This window comes from Caulobacter sp. 05T431, from assembly GCF_056665975.1.
This window is the reverse complement of the sequence record NZ_JBFTKU010000017.1, coordinates 65,518-81,280: the sequence shown is the minus strand read 5'-3', so window position 1 is coordinate 81,280 and position 15,763 is coordinate 65,518. Positions and strand designations below refer to the sequence as shown.

Sequence of the window (15,763 nt, the reverse complement as noted above, 5' to 3'; positions counted from 1 at the left end):
CAGAGGTTGTATCGAGGCCTAGGCGTCCTTTTCGGCCAGGCTTCGACAGAACGCCGCCGTCTCGTCGTCGGCCGGGTACATGCACTCGATCCGCAGCTCCTCCAGCGTGATGTCGCGCGACGTGCCGAAGGTGGTCAGGGTCGAGAAGAAGGTCAGTCGCCGGTCGCCCTTGCGGAAGGTCACGGTCATCAACGGCAGGGGCGTGGCCCCCAGTTCGCGGTGCTCCCAGCGGGTCGGCACGTCGGGATAGGCCAGCACCTCGTCCAGCAGGGCGCGGGAGGTCTTGTCGGTGGCCGCCTCGTGATGCAGGTGGCCGATCAGGTCGCCGGCCACCTCCTCCCAGTTCTCGACGAAGGGCCGCATGTCGGCCGGGTCGAAGACTTGGCGCATGATGTTGCCGTGCGGCTGGGCCCCGTCGCGCAGCCAGCCGAACACCCGCAAAAGCCCTTGGCTGGCCATCATCACGTCCCAGTGGCGATTGACCACGAAGGCGGGGAAGGGCTCGTGCTGGGCCAGGATGAGTTCGATGGCCCGCCGCACCAGGGTCATCTGCGGGTCCGACAGCGGGGTCTCGCGATAGCCGGGCGCGTAGCCGGCCACCACCAGCAGGGCGTTGCGGTCACGCATGGGCATGTCCAGCGCCCCGGCCAGCAGGGCCACCAGCTCCCGACTGGGCCGGGCCTTGCCGGTCTCGACATAGCTGAGGTGGCGGGTCGAGATCCCGGCCTCCAGCGCCAGGTCCATCTGGCTCATGCGCCGGGCGGCGCGCCACTGGCGCAGCAGGTCGCCCAGGGGATGCTCGACCCCGGCGGGGGCGGAGCGCGGCGGAGGAGAGGTAATCGTGTTCATGACCTGACCCTAACCGAGCGGGGCATGATCTCCATAACCTGGCAGGTCATGGAGCAGGCGATCCGCCGGTTCTAGTCGTGGCCTGAAACGGGGCCTCTCGCCCCCGCCACGAGGATCGGACCATGCAAAGACGACAGTTCCTGACCGTCGCCGCCACCCTGGCCGCGGCCGGCGCGGCGCGGGCGGAGGGCGCCTTGCCCCGCGCGGAGGACGACGCCCAGGCGGCGCGGGCTTGGAACGCCGACCGCCGATTCCTGCCCACCCGGTTCGGCGACATCGCCTATGTCGAGCGCGGCGCGGGTCCCGTCGCCCTGTTCCTGCACGGCTTCCCGCTGAACGGCTTCCAGTGGCGCGGGGCCTTCGACCGGCTGTCGCCCCATCGCCGCTGCATCGCCCCCGACTCCATGGGCCTGGGCTTCACCCGCGTGGCGCCGGGGCAGGGCGTGACGCCGTCCGACCAGGCGAACATGCTGGCGGCCTTCCTCGACGCCCTGAAGATCGCCACGGTCGACTTGGTGGCCAACGATAGCGGCGGAGCGGTGGCCCAGATCTTCGTCACCCGCTTCCCGGACCGGGTCCGCACTCTGCTGCTGACCAATTGCGACGTCGAGCCCGACAGCCCGCCGCCGGCCCTGCAGCCGGTGCTGGCCCTGGCGCGCGAGGGGACCTATCCCGACCAGTGGCTGGTCCCCTGGTTCAAGGACCCCAAGCTGGCGCGGTCGCCGGAAGGTTTCGGCGGCATGTGCTTCTCCGATCCCAGCCAGCCCACCGACGCGGCGATCGCCATGTATTTCGGCCCGCTGGTGGCCACGGCGGCCAGCAAGGCCCTGGTCAACGCCTACACCCTGGGGCTGGACCCCAATCCGCTGGCGGGGATCGAGGCGGCCCTGCGCCGGTGCACGGTCCCGACCCGCATCGTCTGGGGCATGGCCGACGACATCTTCGACAAGCGCAGCCCCGACTACCTGGCCGCGATCCTGCCGAACGCCAAGGGCGTGCGTCGTCTGCCCAAGGCCAAGCTGTTCTGGCCGGAGGAGTATCCGGACGTGGTGGCCGAGGAGGCGTTGAGGCTGTGGGGCGCGTGAACATAAAACCGCTCATCCCGGCGAATGCCGGGACCCAGATCCATAACCGGGAGGTGGGCCGGAAAAGCTCAGCGTTCGTGGCGTCAGCTACACCGCCATTCCATCTGGGTCCCGGCATTCGCCGGGATGAGCGGATCGAAAAGCTAGCGCTTCTTCGGCTTGGCCGCGGGCTTGCTCACCGGCTTGGGCGCCGTCGGCAAGGCCACGCCCAGCGGGGCCGCCGGCGGCTTGCAGTGCATCTGCAGGCCCACGCCCTTCAGGTAGCCGCGCCGGATCGAGCCGGCCAGGATCGCCGCCTGGACCTCGTTGGCGTTCTTCTCGGCCCCGCTCAGCTTGCGGACCCAGGAGCGCAGGGGGGTGAGGCCGTGGACCACCGTCTCGCCGATCTCGGTCGCCGACATGCCGGTCTTGAGCTTGGTCGACTCGGCGTCGAGGTCGGGCTGCAGCTCGGCGTCCAGGGCGTCGACCGCGTCGAAGATGGTCTTGCAGCTCAGCGGCGAGGGCAGGGCGTAGGCGTCCTTGCGGGCGTCGATCAGCACCTGCGGGATCTTGTCCTTGATCACGCCCACGTCCTTGAGCGGCGAGGCGGCCACCTTCGAGGCGTCCTCCCCGATCTGCTGGACCTTGGACGGCTCGGTCTGGGCCAGGGCCGGACCCGCCACGAGCAGGACCGCGGCGGCGAGGGCGGGACGGGAGAACGGTTTGATGGGTCGCATGAACAAGCCTCCGAACACGGAAGCACTCTGACCGGTAAACCGATGCAGGACGGAGTCGTTTTTTGTGGGGAAGGTCTTGGGCGTCCAGGCGCCGCCGAACCGGGCGCCGGACATGGAAACGGCCGCTCCCTTTAGGGAAGCGGCCGTCTTGGTGGAGCTAAGCGGAGTCGAACCGCTGACCTCTTGAATGCCATTCAAGCGCTCTACCAGCTGAGCTATAGCCCCAAGGTTTTCCCAAGTTTTCCCGGCGGGAAGCGTTGGTATTCCTCAGTGTCTCCGGCGGTTCCCAGTGGGTGGCCCCCGAAGAGGCGCGGAACCTATGCCGGGAGGATTTTTGGATCAACCCTCCCKGCGAACTTTTTTCGGAAAATTTTTCGGACCGTTGTTCGATCAATTTTCCGAAGGAGGCGGACGACCTCAGTCGTCGTCGTCCGCGCCCGGCAGGCCTTCGATTTCGTCGTCGAGGACGTCGTCCTCGTCTTCGTCCTCGAGGAACGGAACGTCGTCGGCTTCGTCCTCGGCGAGGTCCTCGTCTTCCGAGAAGTCGACGCCCAGGTCGTCGCCGCCCGGAGCCGGCGCGACGGTGGGATCGCTGTCGTCGTCGTCGGTCTCGACGACTTCCTCGGCGGCCTCGTCGATTTCCGGGGTCTCATCGACCTCGTCCTCGTAGCCGTCGACCTCCTTGGGCGCGACGACTTCCTTCTCGTCGTCGGCGTCGTAATCCGGCGTGACGGCGCGGGCGCGCACGCGGCGCGACTTCAGCGCCTCTTCCGGATCGAACGTCTCACCGCATTTCGGGCACACGGCCGGACGGCGGTTCAGATCGTAGAACTTCGATTGGCAGTTGGGGCAAATCTGTTTTGCGCCCAATTCGGGATTGGCCAAGGCGGCGACCCTTTGATCCAGATGGGAAAAGCGGCCGGTCACTTGCCATGACGAGGGGCCGCTGTCAAAAGCAAACCCCTCGCGAAAACCACCATGACCAAGGAGCCGGTTTCGGCATGACGACGGCTGGACTGAAGAGCACGCCCGGCGGAGCCTTGCGTGGAACCGTTCGGGCCCCCGGTGACAAGTCGATTTCGCACCGTTCGATGATCCTGGGCGCCCTGGCGTCGGGCACCACCACGGTCGAGGGTCTGCTGGAGGGCGCCGACGTCCTGGCGACCGCCCAGGCCATGCGTCACTTCGGCGCGCGGGTCGAGCAGGAGGGCGTGGGTCGCTGGCGGATCGAGGGCCAGGGCGGCTTCGTCGAGCCGTCGGACGTGGTCGACTGCGGCAACGCCGGCACCGGCGTGCGCCTGATCATGGGCGCGGCGGCGGGCTTCCCCCTCTGCGCCACCTTCACCGGTGACAATTCCCTGCGCGGCCGTCCGATGGGCCGGGTCCTGGACCCGCTGGCCCGCATGGGCGCCACCTGGCTGGGCCGCGACAAGGGTCGCCTTCCGCTGACCCTGAAGGGCGGCAACCTTCGCGGCCTGTCCTACAAGCTTCCGATGGCCTCGGCCCAGGTGAAGTCGGCCGTGCTGCTGGCCGGCCTGCACGCCGAGGGCGGGGTCGAGGTGATCGAGCCGGAAGCCACCCGCGACCACACCGAGCGCATGCTGCGCGCCTTCGGGGCCGAGGTGATCGTCGAGGATCGCGACGGCGCGCGTCACATCCGCCTGCCCGCCGGCCAGAAGCTGACCGGGACCCACGTGGCCGTGCCGGGCGACCCGTCGTCGGCGGCCTTCCCGCTGGTGGCCGGCCTGATCGTCCCCGGCTCGGAGGTGACGGTCGAGGGCGTGATGCTCAACGAGCTGCGCACCGGCCTGTTCACCACCCTGCGGGAGATGGGCGCGGACCTGGTCATCGCGAACGTCCGCGAGTCCAGCGGCGAACAGGTCGGCGACATCACCGCCCGCTATTCGCCCGATATGAAGGGCGTCGTCGTTCCGCCCGAGCGCGCCCCGGCGATGATCGACGAATATCCGATCCTGGCGGTGGCCGCGGCCTTCGCCGAGGGCTCGACCGTGATGCGCGGCATCGGCGAGATGCGCGTCAAGGAAAGCGACCGCATCGCCCTGACGGCGGCGGGCCTCAAGGCCTGCGGCGTCACCGTCGAGGAAGAGCCCGAGGGCATGACCGTGATCGGCACGGCCCGCGCCAACCATCCCGTTCGGGGCGGCGGCAAGGTGATCACCCACGGCGATCACCGCATCGCCATGAGCCACCTGATCCTGGGCATGGCCGCCCAGCAGCCCGTCGAGATCGACGAGCCCGGCATGATCGCCACCAGCTTCCCCGGCTTCGCCGAGCTGATGCGCGGCCTGGGCGGTTCGATCGCCGAGGCCTAGGGCGATGGCTTTCGTCATCGCCGTCGACGGTCCCGCCGCCTCGGGCAAGGGCACGCTCGCCTCGCGCCTGGCCGAGCTCTACGGCTATCCKATGCTGGACACCGGCCTGCTCTACCGGGCCGTGGGCGTGCGCCTGCTGGATGCCCACGGCGACCTGGACGACGCGGCGGTCGCCGAGGCGGCGGCGCGGGGCCTGGACCTGGCCGAGCTAGAGAACCCGGCTGTCCGCACCCGTCAGGCCGGCGAGGCCGCCAGCCGCGTAGCCGTGCATCCGGGCGTCCGCTCGGCCCTGTTCGACCTGCAGCGCGACTTCGCCCTGCGCGAGCCCGGCAGCGTGATCGACGGCCGCGACATCGGCACGGTCATCGCCCCCGAGGCCCCGGCCAAGCTCTATGTCACCGCCTCGCCCGAGGTCCGCGCCGACCGCCGCTGGAAGCAGCTGGTCGGCCAGGGCGAGGCCGTGACCTTCGACGAGATCCTGGCCGACATCCGGAAACGTGACGAGCGCGACGGCGGCCGGGCCAGCGCGCCGATGACGCAGGCTCCCGACGCCGTCTTGCTTGATACGTCGGAAATGACTATATCCCAGGCCTTCGATGCGGCCCGCCGCATCGTCGAGACGGCGCGCGCCCGGTGGGGAAACCCCAAGGGCTAATCCACCGCCCGCCTCGCCGCCGTTCAGGACACGGCGGTTCGCATCCGAAAATCTCACAACCCGGAATCCCGAGAACCGTCACCCGACGGCGCTCACCGCAGGGCTTCCCACAACCTAGAGACCAAAGATCAGCATGGCTGACGATATGAGCTTCAACCCCACGCGCGACGATTTCGAAGCGCTCCTCAACGACTCCATGGGCGGCCGCGACTTCGCTGAAGGCACCGTCGTCAAGGGCAAGGTCGTTGGGATCGAGAAGGACTTCGCGATCATCGACGTCGGTCTGAAGACCGAAGGCCGCGTCCAGCTGAAGGAATTCGGCGTCGACGAAGCCGGCAAGGCCACCGTGAAGATCGGCGACACCGTCGAAGTCTTCCTGGAACGCCTGGAAAACGCCCTGGGCGAAGCGGTTATCAGCCGCGAAAAGGCCAAGCGCGAAGAAGCCTGGACCCGTCTGGAAGGCGTCTACGCCAAGAACGAGCCCGTGCTCGGCGCCATCGTCGGTCGCGTCAAGGGCGGCTTCACCGTCGACCTGGGCGGCGCCTCGGCCTTCCTGCCCGGCTCGCAAGTCGACATCCGCCCGGTGCGCGACGTCGGCCCGCTCATGGGCAAGGAACAGCCCTTCGCCATCCTCAAGATGGACCGTCCGCGCGGCAACATCGTCGTCTCGCGTCGCGCCATCCTGGAAGAAGCCCGCGCCGAGCAGCGCACCGAACTGGTGTCGCAGCTGCAAGAGGGTGAAATCCGCGAAGGCGTCGTCAAGAACATCACCGACTACGGTGCGTTCGTCGACCTGGGCGGCATCGACGGCCTGCTGCACGTCACCGACATGAGCTGGAAGCGCGTCAACCACCCGAGCCAGGTGCTCGCCGTGGGCGACACCGTGAAGGTCCAGATCGTCAAGATCAACCCGGACACCCAGCGCATCAGCCTCGGCATGAAGCAGCTGCAGTCGGATCCGTGGGACGGCGTTGAAGCCAAGTATCCGGTCGGCGCCAAGTTCACGGGCCGCATCACCAACATCACCGACTACGGCGCCTTCGTGGAGCTGGAAGCCGGCGTTGAAGGCCTGGTGCACGTCTCGGAAATGTCCTGGACCAAGAAGAACGTCCACCCCGGCAAGATCGTCTCGACCTCGCAGGAAGTCGACGTGGTCGTGCTGGACGTCGATCCGTCCAAGCGCCGCGTTTCGCTGGGCCTGAAGCAGGCCCTGGCCAACCCGTGGGATTCCTTCCTGGAAACCCACCCGGTCGGCTCGACCGTCGAAGGCGAAGTCAAGAACGCGACCGAATTCGGTCTGTTCATCGGCCTCGACAACGACATCGACGGCATGGTGCACCTGTCGGACATCGACTGGAGCGCGTCGGGCGAAGAAGCCATGGCCCGCTACAAGAAGGGCGACATCGTCAAGGCCAAGGTCCTGGACGTCGACGTCGAGAAGGAACGCATCTCGCTGGGCATCAAGCAGCTGGGCGGCGATCCGATGTCGGGCGACACCTACCGCAAGGGCCAGACCGTGACCGTCACCGTGACCGAAGTCACGACCGGCGGCATCGAAGTGCGCTTCGGCGAGGACGACGCCCAGATGACCGCGTTCATCCGCAAGTCGGACCTGTCGCGCGACCGCCAGGAACAGCGCCCCGAGCGCTTCGCCGTGGGTGATCGCGTCGACGCTCAGATCACCAACATCGACAAGGCGGCTCGCCGCGTCTCGATGTCGATCAAGTCGCTGGAAATGGCCGAAGAGAAGGAAGCCATCGAGCAGTTCGGCTCGTCGGACTCCGGCGCTTCGCTGGGCGACATCCTGGGCGCGGCCCTGCGCGAGCGGGCCACCAAGGACTAAGCTTCGCCTACCTGCGAAGACTAGAGCTTAGAGACGGCGGCCGGAGCGATCCGGCCGCCGTTTTCTTTTGCCCGTAAGCTTGCTACGACGGCTTAAGGTTGTGGTGCGAGTGTACGCGCCGCGTGGCTTTGGGGGCGTCGTCGTGCTGAAATCCTTGGCGGCTGCGGCCGCGATCCTCGCCTGGGGCCTGTTCGGCGCGGGCGCGGCCCTGGCGGACGACAAGCCGATCTACGCCCCGCCGGCCAAGTGGGTGCAGCCGGCCCCGATCCCCGCCGCGCCCGACGAGACCCCGCCGCCGGCCATCCAGACCCTGCTGGACGACAACCAGGCCTTCGCCGACGCCCAGGGCATCACCTACTACAACCGCCGGGTCGTGCGGATCACCAAGCCCGAGGGCCTGGCCTCGTCGGGCTCGCGGTCGATGACCTGGGACCCCGATCGCGAGACCCTGACCCTGCACGGCCTGACCATCGTGCGGAACGGCCAGACGATCGACCTGCTCAAGAACGGCAAGGACGTCCTGGTCCTCCGGCGCGAGAAGAACATGGAGCGGGCCATGCTGGACGGGCGGATGACCGCCAGCATCCAGATCAACGACCTGCAGGTCGGCGACGTCGTCGACTGGTCCTACAGCCTCAAGCACAGCGAGCCGCTGTTTGGCGGGGCCAGCAACGATTCCGAGCGCATGGCCTGGTCGGGCGTGGCGTCGCGCTATCGCGTGCGGCTGATCTGGCCCGACGGCGTCCCCATGGCCTGGAAGGCGACGCCCGGCTTCCCCGAGCCGAAGGTCATGACCGCCGGCAAGACCCATGAGCTGCTGGTCGACGCCGCCAACGTCACCGCGCCCAAGCCGCCGATCGGCGCGCCGGCGCGGTTCCTCCGCGTGGGCCAGCTGGAGGCCTCGACCTTCCGCAGCTGGGACGAGATCTCGGCTCGTATGGCGCCGCTGTTCGCCGAGGCCTCGACCCTGTCGGCGTCCTCGCCGCTGAAGGCCGAGGCGGCGGCGATCGCGGCCGCCAGCCCGGATCCCAAGGTCCGCGCCTTCGCCGCCCTGCAATTGGTCGAGGACAAGACCCGATACCTGTTCCTGGGCATGGGCGACGGCGGCTATCGCCCCACTCCGGCCGACCTGACCTGGTCGCGGCGGTTCGGCGACTGCAAGGCCAAGACGGCCCTGCTGTTGGCCCTGCTGCGCGAACTGGGCGTCCAGGCCGAGCCGGTCCTGGTGTCGATGGGCGGCGGCGACGGCCTGGACCAGCGCACGCCCGCCGTCGCACAGTTCAACCACGTCCTGGTGCGGGCCCATATCGACGGCGTCGCCTACTGGCTGGACGGCACCCGCACTGGGGATCGCGGCGGCCTTTCGACCCTGCGTCCGCCCGCCTTCCGCTGGGGCCTGCCGATCCAGGCGGGCGGGACCGGCCTGGTCGAGATCGTGCAGCCGCCGCTGGCCGCGCCGGAAAACGAGATGACCTTGCACATCGACGCCTCGGCCGGATTCGACGCGCCGGCTCCCACCAAGCTGACCATGATCGTCCGCGGCGACGCCGCGCGGTTGATGGCGCGGATGACCGAGACCGCCAGCCGCCCCGACGTCGAGCGCACCCTCAAGCAGGGCCTGTCCTCAGGGCTCAGCTGGATCGAGTTCAAGACCGTCGACTGGTCGCGCGCCGACGACGGGGCTCTGACCCTGGTCCTGACAGGTGACGCGACCCTGGACTGGCGCCTCAACGACGACCTGGGCGTACGCGAGTTCCAGATCCCCGGCACGGGGGACGGCCAGGCCAAGGCCTTCCCGCGCCGCGAGCCGGGCCCCAACAGCGACGCGCCCTACGCCGTGGCCTATCCCACCTCCTCGCGGTCGGTGACCGAGATCGCCCTGCCGCGCGGCGGCGCGGGGTTCAGCGTCAAGGGACCCAACAGCGACGAGACGATCGCCGGCGCCCGCAGCGTCCAGACCAGCGCGCTGTCCGGCGGGGTCGCCCGGTTCGAGCGGACGACCTCCAGCCAGGTCCGCGAAATCCCGTTCGCGGCGGTCGAGGAGACCAACCGGCAGCTGCGCAAGGCCGCTTCGGAAGCCAAGATCGTCCGGGCGCCGAAGGGACTTTGAGGTCGCCTTGGCCTGTCGCCTGCCCGACTTAAAAGCCCGCGTTAGGCAAGCTTTCCCCTTGAAGACTCAGGTCTCCTTGGGCAAAGGTCGCACGCGCGTCGGGCCCTCTCCCCCTAGGGCTGCTTTGACGCGTCGGGGATATCGATGATCAAGTCCGAACTCATCGCCAGGCTCGCGAACGAGAATCCGCACCTGACCCAGAAGGATGTCGAGCGCGTCGTCGGCGTCATTCTCGAACGCATGATCGGTGCGCTGGAAGAGGGGGGCCGCGTGGAGCTCCGCKGCTTCGGCGCCCTTTCGGTGCGCTCGCGCCCGGCCCGAGCCGGCCGCAACCCCCGCACCGGCGAGACCGTCGACGTGCGCGCCAAGCACGTGCCGTTCTTCAAGAGCGGCAAGGAACTGCGCGGCCGCCTGAACGCCGACGAATAGACCCCCGCCCGTCGATCCCGGGGCGCTTGACCCCCAGGGGCGAACGCGTTCAGCTCTTCCGACCCTAGTCGGAAGAGGTCCTGCATGAGCATCGTCAAGGAATTCCGCGAGTTCATCGCGCGCGGCAACGTCATCGACCTGGCCGTCGGCGTGATCATCGGCGCGGCCTTCAACTCGATCGTCAAGAGCCTGGTCGACGGGGTGATCATGCCGCCCATCGGCCTGGCGACCGGCGGGCTGGACTTCTCCAAGCTGCAGTGGGTGCTCCGGCCCGAGAACCCGGCGACCGAGACGGTCGAGCTGGTCTCGATCCAGTACGGCGCCTTCATCAACACCGTGATCCAGTTCCTGATCGTGGCGGTGGTGGTGTTCCTGCTGGTCAAGCTGGTCAACCAGATCCGCCGCGCCGAAGCCGCCGATCCCGCGCCCGAAGCCCCGCCGGCCCCGACGCCGGAGGAGAAGCTGCTGACCGAGATCCGCGATCTGCTGGCCAAGTCGAAGGCCTGACCCTTTGATCCGCTCATCCCGGCGAATGCCGGGACCCAGATGGAATGACGGTGTGGCTGACGCCATGAGCGCTGAGCCTTTCCAATCATCCACTCGGCCATAGGATCTGGGTCCCGGCATTCGCCGGGATGAGCGGAGTTTTGGTGTTAGACCCCCAACGCCGCCAGCACTTCCCGCGCCGCTCGTTCCCCCGTCTCCCACGCCCCGTGCGCCGTCGAGAACGAATGCGCCGAGCAGGCCTCGCCGGCGAAGAACAGCCGCCCGTCCACTGGGGCGGCCAGCACGGCGCGCTCGCCGGCGCGGCCGGGCAGGGCGTGGGAATAGGAGCCCCGGGCCCAGGGATCGGACGCCCAGGCGGTCTTGGCCAGCACCGACACCCGGTCGCGCAGGCCCGAGCCGAAGACCCCGACCAGCTCCTCGATCGCGAAGGCCGCCGTCGCGCCGGGGCCCTCGGCCTCCAGCGCGCGGGCGTGGGCCCCGCCGAAGAAGGCCTCGATGATCGGCCGCCCCAACGGGCGCAGGTGATAGGACCCCGTCGCCGTGCGGTCGGTGGCGCCGAAGACCATAGACTCGGGCCTGAAGGCTTCCGGCTCGTGCAGGCTCAGGAACACCTTGTCGGCCAGGCCCAGGGGCAGGCCCTCGGCGGCGGCCAGCTTGGCGGGCAGGTCGGGCAGGATGCGCAAGGCTCCGGCCGCCAGGACGGCCGTGGAAACGCAGATTATGGCCGCCCGGGCCTGGACCACCCCCCGGGGCGTCTCCAGGCTCAGGCGCGGCCCGTCGTGGCGCAGCACCGACACCGGACAGCCATCGATGATCCGCACGCCGTGCGGGGCCAGCCCGGCGATCCCCGCGCCGTAGCCCTCGGCCACCCGCCAGTTCAGCTCGCTGTCGTCATAGGCGGCGTAGTCCTGGACCGAGACCTGGTCGAACTCCGCGCCGTTGTAATAGGCGCTGAAGGCGTTCAGCAGCGGGGTCCAGCGGTCGCCGGGCTCCAGCAGTTCGGAGACCGCCCTGTCGCCCGCCTCGCGCGCCGCCGCCTCCACCCGCTCGTCCAGGCTCGCGAAGGCCGCGTGATAGGTCTGGCGCTCCTCGGCGGTGAAATTGGCGGTGGCCTCCGGATGGGCCCAGGGCGGGGGCGTCTTGTCGATGGTCAGGCCGGTGGCGGCGATCTTCTCGACCAGGGGATTGTGGTCGGCCGAGTGCAGCCACTCGCAGCCCAGGTCCAGATGCAGGCCGGCCAGGGGGACGGTGTGGGCGCGGCCGCCGATCCGGTCCTGGGCCTCCAGCACCACCACGTCCAGCGGCGCGTCGGCCAGGGCCGCGGCGGCGGCGAGACCCGCGGCCCCCGCGCCGATGATGGCGACGTCGACTTCGGTCATGCGGCGGCGGGCTCCGTCGGCGGCGTCTGTTCGGGTTCCAGTTCGATGGACTCGCCGGGCTTGAGGCCGCAGGCCAGCAGGCTGGACCATACCGTCTCGGCGCTCTCGGCGAAGCGGAAGAGCTCCAGGTCGGCGGCGTTGATCATGCCGTGCTCGACCAGGGCGTCGAAATTGACCACCGAGCGCCAATAGGCCTCGTCGAACAGCACGATGGGGATGCGCGGCGCCTTGTCGGTCTGGCGCAGGGTCAGGATCTCGAACAGCTCGTCGAAGGTGCCGAAGCCGCCGGGGAACACCACCAGGGCGTTGGCCCGCATCGCCAGGTGCATCTTGCGCATGGCGAAGTAGTGGAAGCGGAACGACAGGTCGGGCGTGGCGTAGGGATTGGGCCGCTGCTCGTGGGGCAGGGTGATGTTGAAGCCCACCGAGGGCGCGCCGGCGTCGAAGGCCCCCCGATTGGCCGCCTCCATCACGCCGGGGCCGCCGCCCGTGGCGATGACGTTGTCGCGCGCCCCGTCGCTGGCGTGGATGGCTCCGCCGCGCTCCGACGCGATGCGGCCGAACCGCCGGGCCTCGGCGTACCAGCGCGCCTGGCTTCCGGGACCGTCCTCGCGGACCCGGGCGCTGCCGAACACCACGATCGTCGAGCGCACGCCCCAGGCCTTTAGCGCCTCGTCGGCCTTGGCGAACTCCAGCAGGAACCGCACGCCCCGCATGGACTCGCCCAGCAGGAAGTCCTGGTCCAGCGCCGCCAGCCGGTACGACGGCGAGGCCATCTGGTCCGTCGGTTCGGGGATGCTGATCTGGTCGCTCATCTGGTGCTCCGAACGCGTTGCCCCCAGAGCCTCCATAGCCCGAGCCCCCCGAAGGGGACATGCCCTTGGCAGGTCCCCTTCGGGCTTCGAGGCTACTTGGCCTTTTTGGGCGCCGGCTTCTTGGGTGCGAGAGCCTTCTTCAGGGTCGGGCTGTCCAGGTCCAGCTGGTCGATCGGGATCTGCACCGCGCCGGGCAGGGCCGTCTTCACGTCGGGGCCCATGGTCTTGGCGTCGCCGACCACGATCACGCTGGCCTGGGCGGGGTCGAGCACGGCCTTGGAGAAGGCCTGGACGTCGGCGGGGCTGACCGCCTCGACCTTGCCGGTATAGGCCTGGATCTCGTTCAGCGGCACGCCGTAGATCGCCAGATTGCCCAGGATGTCGGCCAGGCCGCCCGAGGTGCCCAGGTCGCGGCCGAAGTCGCCGACCAGCACCGACTTGCGGGCCGCCAGCTCGGCGTTCGAGGCCGGTTCGGCCGCCAGGCGGGTCAGCTCGGCCTTGATCAGGCCCACTACCTGGGCGGCGGACTCGTTCTTGGTCTGGACGCTGGCCGAGAAGCCGCCGATGGCCGCGCGCGGCGACAGGCTGGAACCGGCGCCGTACGACAGGCCGCGCTTGATGCGGATCTCCTGGTTCAGGCGCGAGGAATAGCCGCCGCCCAGCACGCCGTTGGCCACCAGGCCGGCGTAGTAGCGCGGGTCGGCGCGCAGGATGGCCGGCTTGGTCACCGTGACCGCGGCCTGGCCGGTGCCCGGCAGGTCGACGATGACGTTCTTGGCCGTGTAGCCGGTCGGACCCTTGACCGGGGCCGGCGGCGGGCCGGCGGGCTTGGCCCAGCCGCCGAACGCGTCTTGCGCCAAGGCAAAGCCCTGTTCGGGCGTCAGGTCGCCGGTCAGCACCAGGATAGCGTTGTCCGGGCGCCAGTTGGCGGCGTGGGTCTTGACCAGGGCGTCGCGCTGGATCTTCGGCAGCGAGCCGGGCGTGCCGCCCGCCACATGGCCGAAGCCCGAGCCGGCGTAGATCACGGTGGGCACGACGAAGCCGGCGACGGCGCCCGGGCGCTGGTAGCTGACCGACAGGCCGTCCAGGGCCTCGGTCTTCACGCGCTCCAGTTCGTCGGCCTTGAAGGTCGGGTTCTGGGCGACGTCGGCCATGATCGCCAGGCCCTGCGGGGCCTTGTCGGCGATGACGCTGAGGGTCAGGGACGAGGCCTCCCAGCCCGAACCGGCCTCCAGATCGGCGCCCAGGGCCTCGGTGGCGGCGGCCACCTGGGTGGCGGTGCGGGTCTTGGTGCCCTCGGTCAGCAGCTCGGCGGTCATGGCCGAGACGCCCGCCAGGCCGGCCGGGTCCGAGCCCGAGCCGCCGCGCACGGTCAGGTCGGCGGTGATCAGCGGCAGGTCGCTGGACTTGGCGACGATCACCCGCAGGCCGTTGGCCAGGGTCTTCTCGACGGGCGAGGGCAGGACCGGCGAAACCGGCGCGCTCGGGGCCGGCGGGGCCACGCGCTGGCCTTCCGGGGCCAGGGCGGTGACCGGGCCGCTGTAGGTCACCGAGGCCACCTTCGGCGGGGCGGGGAACGGATCGGGCGCGCCGGCCGGCTTGGCCGACTCCGGCAGGTAGCGGACCGTCACCTTGCGGTCGTCGGCCAGGTACTTGGCGGCCACGCGCTGAACGTCGGCGGCGGTCACCGCCTGCAGGGCGGCCAGGTCGGTGTTGGCCCGTTCGGCGTCGCCTTCCGTGCGCAGGGCGTAACCCAGGGMGAAGGCGCGGCCGTCGATGGTCTCGCGGCCGCGCACGGCGTCGGCCAGCAGCCCGGCCTTGGCCTCGGCCAGTTCGGCCTCGGTGGGCGGGGTCGTGCGCAGCTTGGCGACCTGGGCGCTCAGCGAGGCCTCGCCCTGCTCGACCGTCTTGCCGCCGGCCATGATGGCGCCGACGTAGAACAGGCCCGGCTGGGCGTTGTTGGGGGCCGAGGAGAAGATCGATTGGGCGATCTTCTGGTCGTAGACCAGGCTGTCATACAGGCGCGACGACTTGCCGGCCGACAGGATGGCGTCCAGCACCGCCAGGGCGGGGACGTCCGGATCGGCGGCGGCCGGGGCCAGCCAGGTCATGGCCACGGCCGGCAGCGGCACGTTGGGGCCGTAGGTCGTGACGACCTTGGAGGCGGCGCGGGCCGGCTCGACCACGGTCACCTGCTTGATCGGCGCGGCGGGGGCCTTCAGCGGCGCGAAATACTGGTCGATCCAGGCGTTCAGCTGCGCCTCGTCGAAATTGCCGACCACGATCAGGGCGGCGTTGTCGGGGCGGTAGTATTCCTGGTGGAAGGCGCGTACGTCGTCGACGGTGGCGGCGTCCAGCTCCTCGATCGAGCCGATGCCGGGGCGGTGGTAGGGGTGCTTGTCGAACGACGCCTTGGTGATGTTCAGGGCGAAGAACCGGCCGTAGGGATTGGCCAGCACGCGCTGGCGCAGCTCTTCCTTGACCACGTCGCGCTCGGACTTGAACACCGCCTCGTCGATGACCAGCGAACCCAGGCGCTCGCTCTCGGCCCACAGCAGCCGCTGCAGGTGGTTGGCCGGAACGACCTCGTAGTAGTTGGTGAAGTCGTCGTAGGTGGAGGCGTTGTTGAACCCGCCCACGTCCTCGGTCAGCCGGTCGAAGAACTCGTTGGGCATGTTGCGCGTCGACTTGAACATCAGGTGTTCGAAGAGGTGCGCGAAGCCCGAGCGGCCCTCGGGGTCGTCCTTGCTGCCCACCCCGTACCAGACCTGCACCGTCACGTTCGGCGTGGTCGCGTCGCGCGAGGTGTAGATCTTCAGCCCGTTCGGAAGGGTGCGCTGCTTGTAGACGATCGGCGGCACGGCCACGCCGGCGCTGGCGGGCGCCGTAGGGGCCTGGGCGTGGGCCAGCGGGGAAAGGGCGGTGGTCGAGAGGGCCAGCGCGACGAGGGCGGCCTTGGCGGCGGGACGGATCATGAGGGACGGCGCTCCGGAAACGGCAAGGCGCGACCCTAGCATCCGGTACCGGGGCGCCAAGCTTACC

13 protein-coding genes and 1 tRNA gene are annotated in these 15,763 nt (G+C 69.6%); 7 read left to right on the top strand and 7 right to left on the bottom strand.

Annotated features, from left to right (window positions below; genetic code table 11):
• Window positions 1–18 precede the first annotated feature (18 nt).
• Window positions 19–849 carry a helix-turn-helix domain-containing protein gene (locus AC1U89_RS16315; RefSeq protein WP_479900740.1) on the bottom strand — a complete coding sequence of 277 codons (831 nt, stop codon included), beginning with the start codon at window positions 847–849 and terminating at the stop codon, window positions 19–21.
• Window positions 850–971: 122 nt separating this feature from the next.
• On the opposite strand from AC1U89_RS16315, the gene AC1U89_RS16310 reads away from it, so the two are divergent.
• Window positions 972–1,934, top strand: coding sequence for an alpha/beta fold hydrolase (locus AC1U89_RS16310; protein WP_479900739.1), 963 nt, complete (start codon window positions 972–974; stop codon window positions 1,932–1,934).
• A gap of 143 nt (window positions 1,935–2,077) precedes the next feature.
• Here AC1U89_RS16310 and AC1U89_RS16305 read toward each other — a convergent pair whose 3' ends face one another.
• The 3 genes from AC1U89_RS16305 to AC1U89_RS16295 all read right to left on the bottom strand — a co-directional run bounded on the left by AC1U89_RS16305 (window position 2,078) and on the right by AC1U89_RS16295 (window position 3,535).
• Window positions 2,078–2,650, bottom strand: coding sequence for a hypothetical protein (locus tag AC1U89_RS16305; protein WP_479900738.1), 573 nt, complete (start codon window positions 2,648–2,650; stop codon window positions 2,078–2,080).
• A gap of 149 nt (window positions 2,651–2,799) precedes the next feature.
• Window positions 2,800–2,875, bottom strand: a tRNA-Ala gene (locus AC1U89_RS16300).
• 192 nt (window positions 2,876–3,067) lie between these two features.
• Entirely contained in the window at window positions 3,068–3,535 is a 468-nt protein-coding gene (locus AC1U89_RS16295; protein ID WP_479900737.1) for a TIGR02300 family protein, read from the bottom strand.
• A 116-nt stretch (window positions 3,536–3,651) separates the two neighbouring features.
• Between AC1U89_RS16295 and aroA the strand changes: the two genes are divergently transcribed.
• From aroA to mscL, 6 genes are all read left to right on the top strand, one after another.
• The gene (gene aroA / locus AC1U89_RS16290) at window positions 3,652–4,983 is read left to right on the top strand and encodes a 3-phosphoshikimate 1-carboxyvinyltransferase (protein WP_479900736.1); all 1,332 of its coding nucleotides are present in this window, start codon (window positions 3,652–3,654) and stop codon (window positions 4,981–4,983) included.
• Window positions 4,984–4,987: 4 nt separating this feature from the next.
• On the top strand, window positions 4,988–5,638 hold the full coding sequence (gene cmk, locus AC1U89_RS16285) for a (d)CMP kinase (protein WP_479900735.1): 651 nt from the start codon (window positions 4,988–4,990) through the stop codon (window positions 5,636–5,638).
• A 133-nt stretch (window positions 5,639–5,771) separates the two neighbouring features.
• Window positions 5,772–7,481, top strand: a complete 1,710-nt coding sequence (gene rpsA, locus AC1U89_RS16280; RefSeq protein ID WP_479900734.1) for a 30S ribosomal protein S1 — start codon at window positions 5,772–5,774, stop codon at window positions 7,479–7,481.
• Window positions 7,482–7,623: 142 nt separating this feature from the next.
• Window positions 7,624–9,591, top strand: coding sequence for a DUF3857 domain-containing protein (locus AC1U89_RS16275; RefSeq protein WP_479900733.1), 1,968 nt, complete (start codon window positions 7,624–7,626; stop codon window positions 9,589–9,591).
• A 144-nt stretch (window positions 9,592–9,735) separates the two neighbouring features.
• Entirely contained in the window at window positions 9,736–10,020 is a 285-nt protein-coding gene (locus tag AC1U89_RS16270; protein ID WP_479900732.1) for an integration host factor subunit beta, read from the top strand.
• Window positions 10,021–10,104: 84 nt separating this feature from the next.
• Window positions 10,105–10,527, top strand: a complete 423-nt coding sequence (gene mscL / locus AC1U89_RS16265) for a large-conductance mechanosensitive channel protein MscL (protein WP_479900731.1) — start codon at window positions 10,105–10,107, stop codon at window positions 10,525–10,527.
• 146 nt (window positions 10,528–10,673) lie between these two features.
• Here the strand turns inward: mscL and AC1U89_RS16260 are convergent, their stop codons facing one another.
• The 3 genes from AC1U89_RS16260 to AC1U89_RS16250 form a co-directional block, all read right to left on the bottom strand.
• A complete protein-coding gene (locus AC1U89_RS16260) occupies window positions 10,674–11,906 on the bottom strand; it encodes a flavin monoamine oxidase family protein (protein ID WP_479900730.1) in 1,233 nt (410 codons plus the stop codon).
• Window positions 11,903–12,721, bottom strand: coding sequence for an LOG family protein (locus AC1U89_RS16255; RefSeq protein WP_479900729.1), 819 nt, complete (start codon window positions 12,719–12,721; stop codon window positions 11,903–11,905). Before AC1U89_RS16255 ends, AC1U89_RS16260 begins: the two co-directional genes overlap by 4 nt.
• Before the next feature lie 92 nt (window positions 12,722–12,813).
• Window positions 12,814–15,696: a M16 family metallopeptidase gene (locus AC1U89_RS16250; protein WP_479900728.1), complete on the bottom strand. Its 2,883-nt coding sequence runs from the start codon at window positions 15,694–15,696 to the stop codon at window positions 12,814–12,816.
• Window positions 15,697–15,763: the final 67 nt, after the last annotated feature.

What these genes read in the sequence shown, in the direction of transcription:
- AC1U89_RS16305 (WP_479900738.1), bottom strand. Translation starts at nt 2,650, where the DNA reads ATGCGACCCATCAAACCGTTCTCCCGTCCCGCCCTCGCCGCCGCGGTC.
- AC1U89_RS16310 (WP_479900739.1), top strand. Translation starts at nt 972, where the DNA reads ATGCAAAGACGACAGTTCCTGACCGTCGCCGCCACCCTGGCCGCGGCC.
- mscL (WP_479900731.1), top strand. Translation starts at nt 10,105, where the DNA reads ATGAGCATCGTCAAGGAATTCCGCGAGTTCATCGCGCGCGGCAACGTC.
- rpsA (WP_479900734.1), top strand. Translation starts at nt 5,772, where the DNA reads ATGGCTGACGATATGAGCTTCAACCCCACGCGCGACGATTTCGAAGCG.
- AC1U89_RS16260 (WP_479900730.1), bottom strand. Translation starts at nt 11,906, where the DNA reads ATGACCGAAGTCGACGTCGCCATCATCGGCGCGGGGGCCGCGGGTCTC.
- AC1U89_RS16255 (WP_479900729.1), bottom strand. Translation starts at nt 12,721, where the DNA reads ATGAGCGACCAGATCAGCATCCCCGAACCGACGGACCAGATGGCCTCG.
- AC1U89_RS16315 (WP_479900740.1), bottom strand. Translation starts at nt 849, where the DNA reads ATGAACACGATTACCTCTCCTCCGCCGCGCTCCGCCCCCGCCGGGGTC.
- aroA (WP_479900736.1), top strand. Translation starts at nt 3,652, where the DNA reads ATGACGACGGCTGGACTGAAGAGCACGCCCGGCGGAGCCTTGCGTGGA.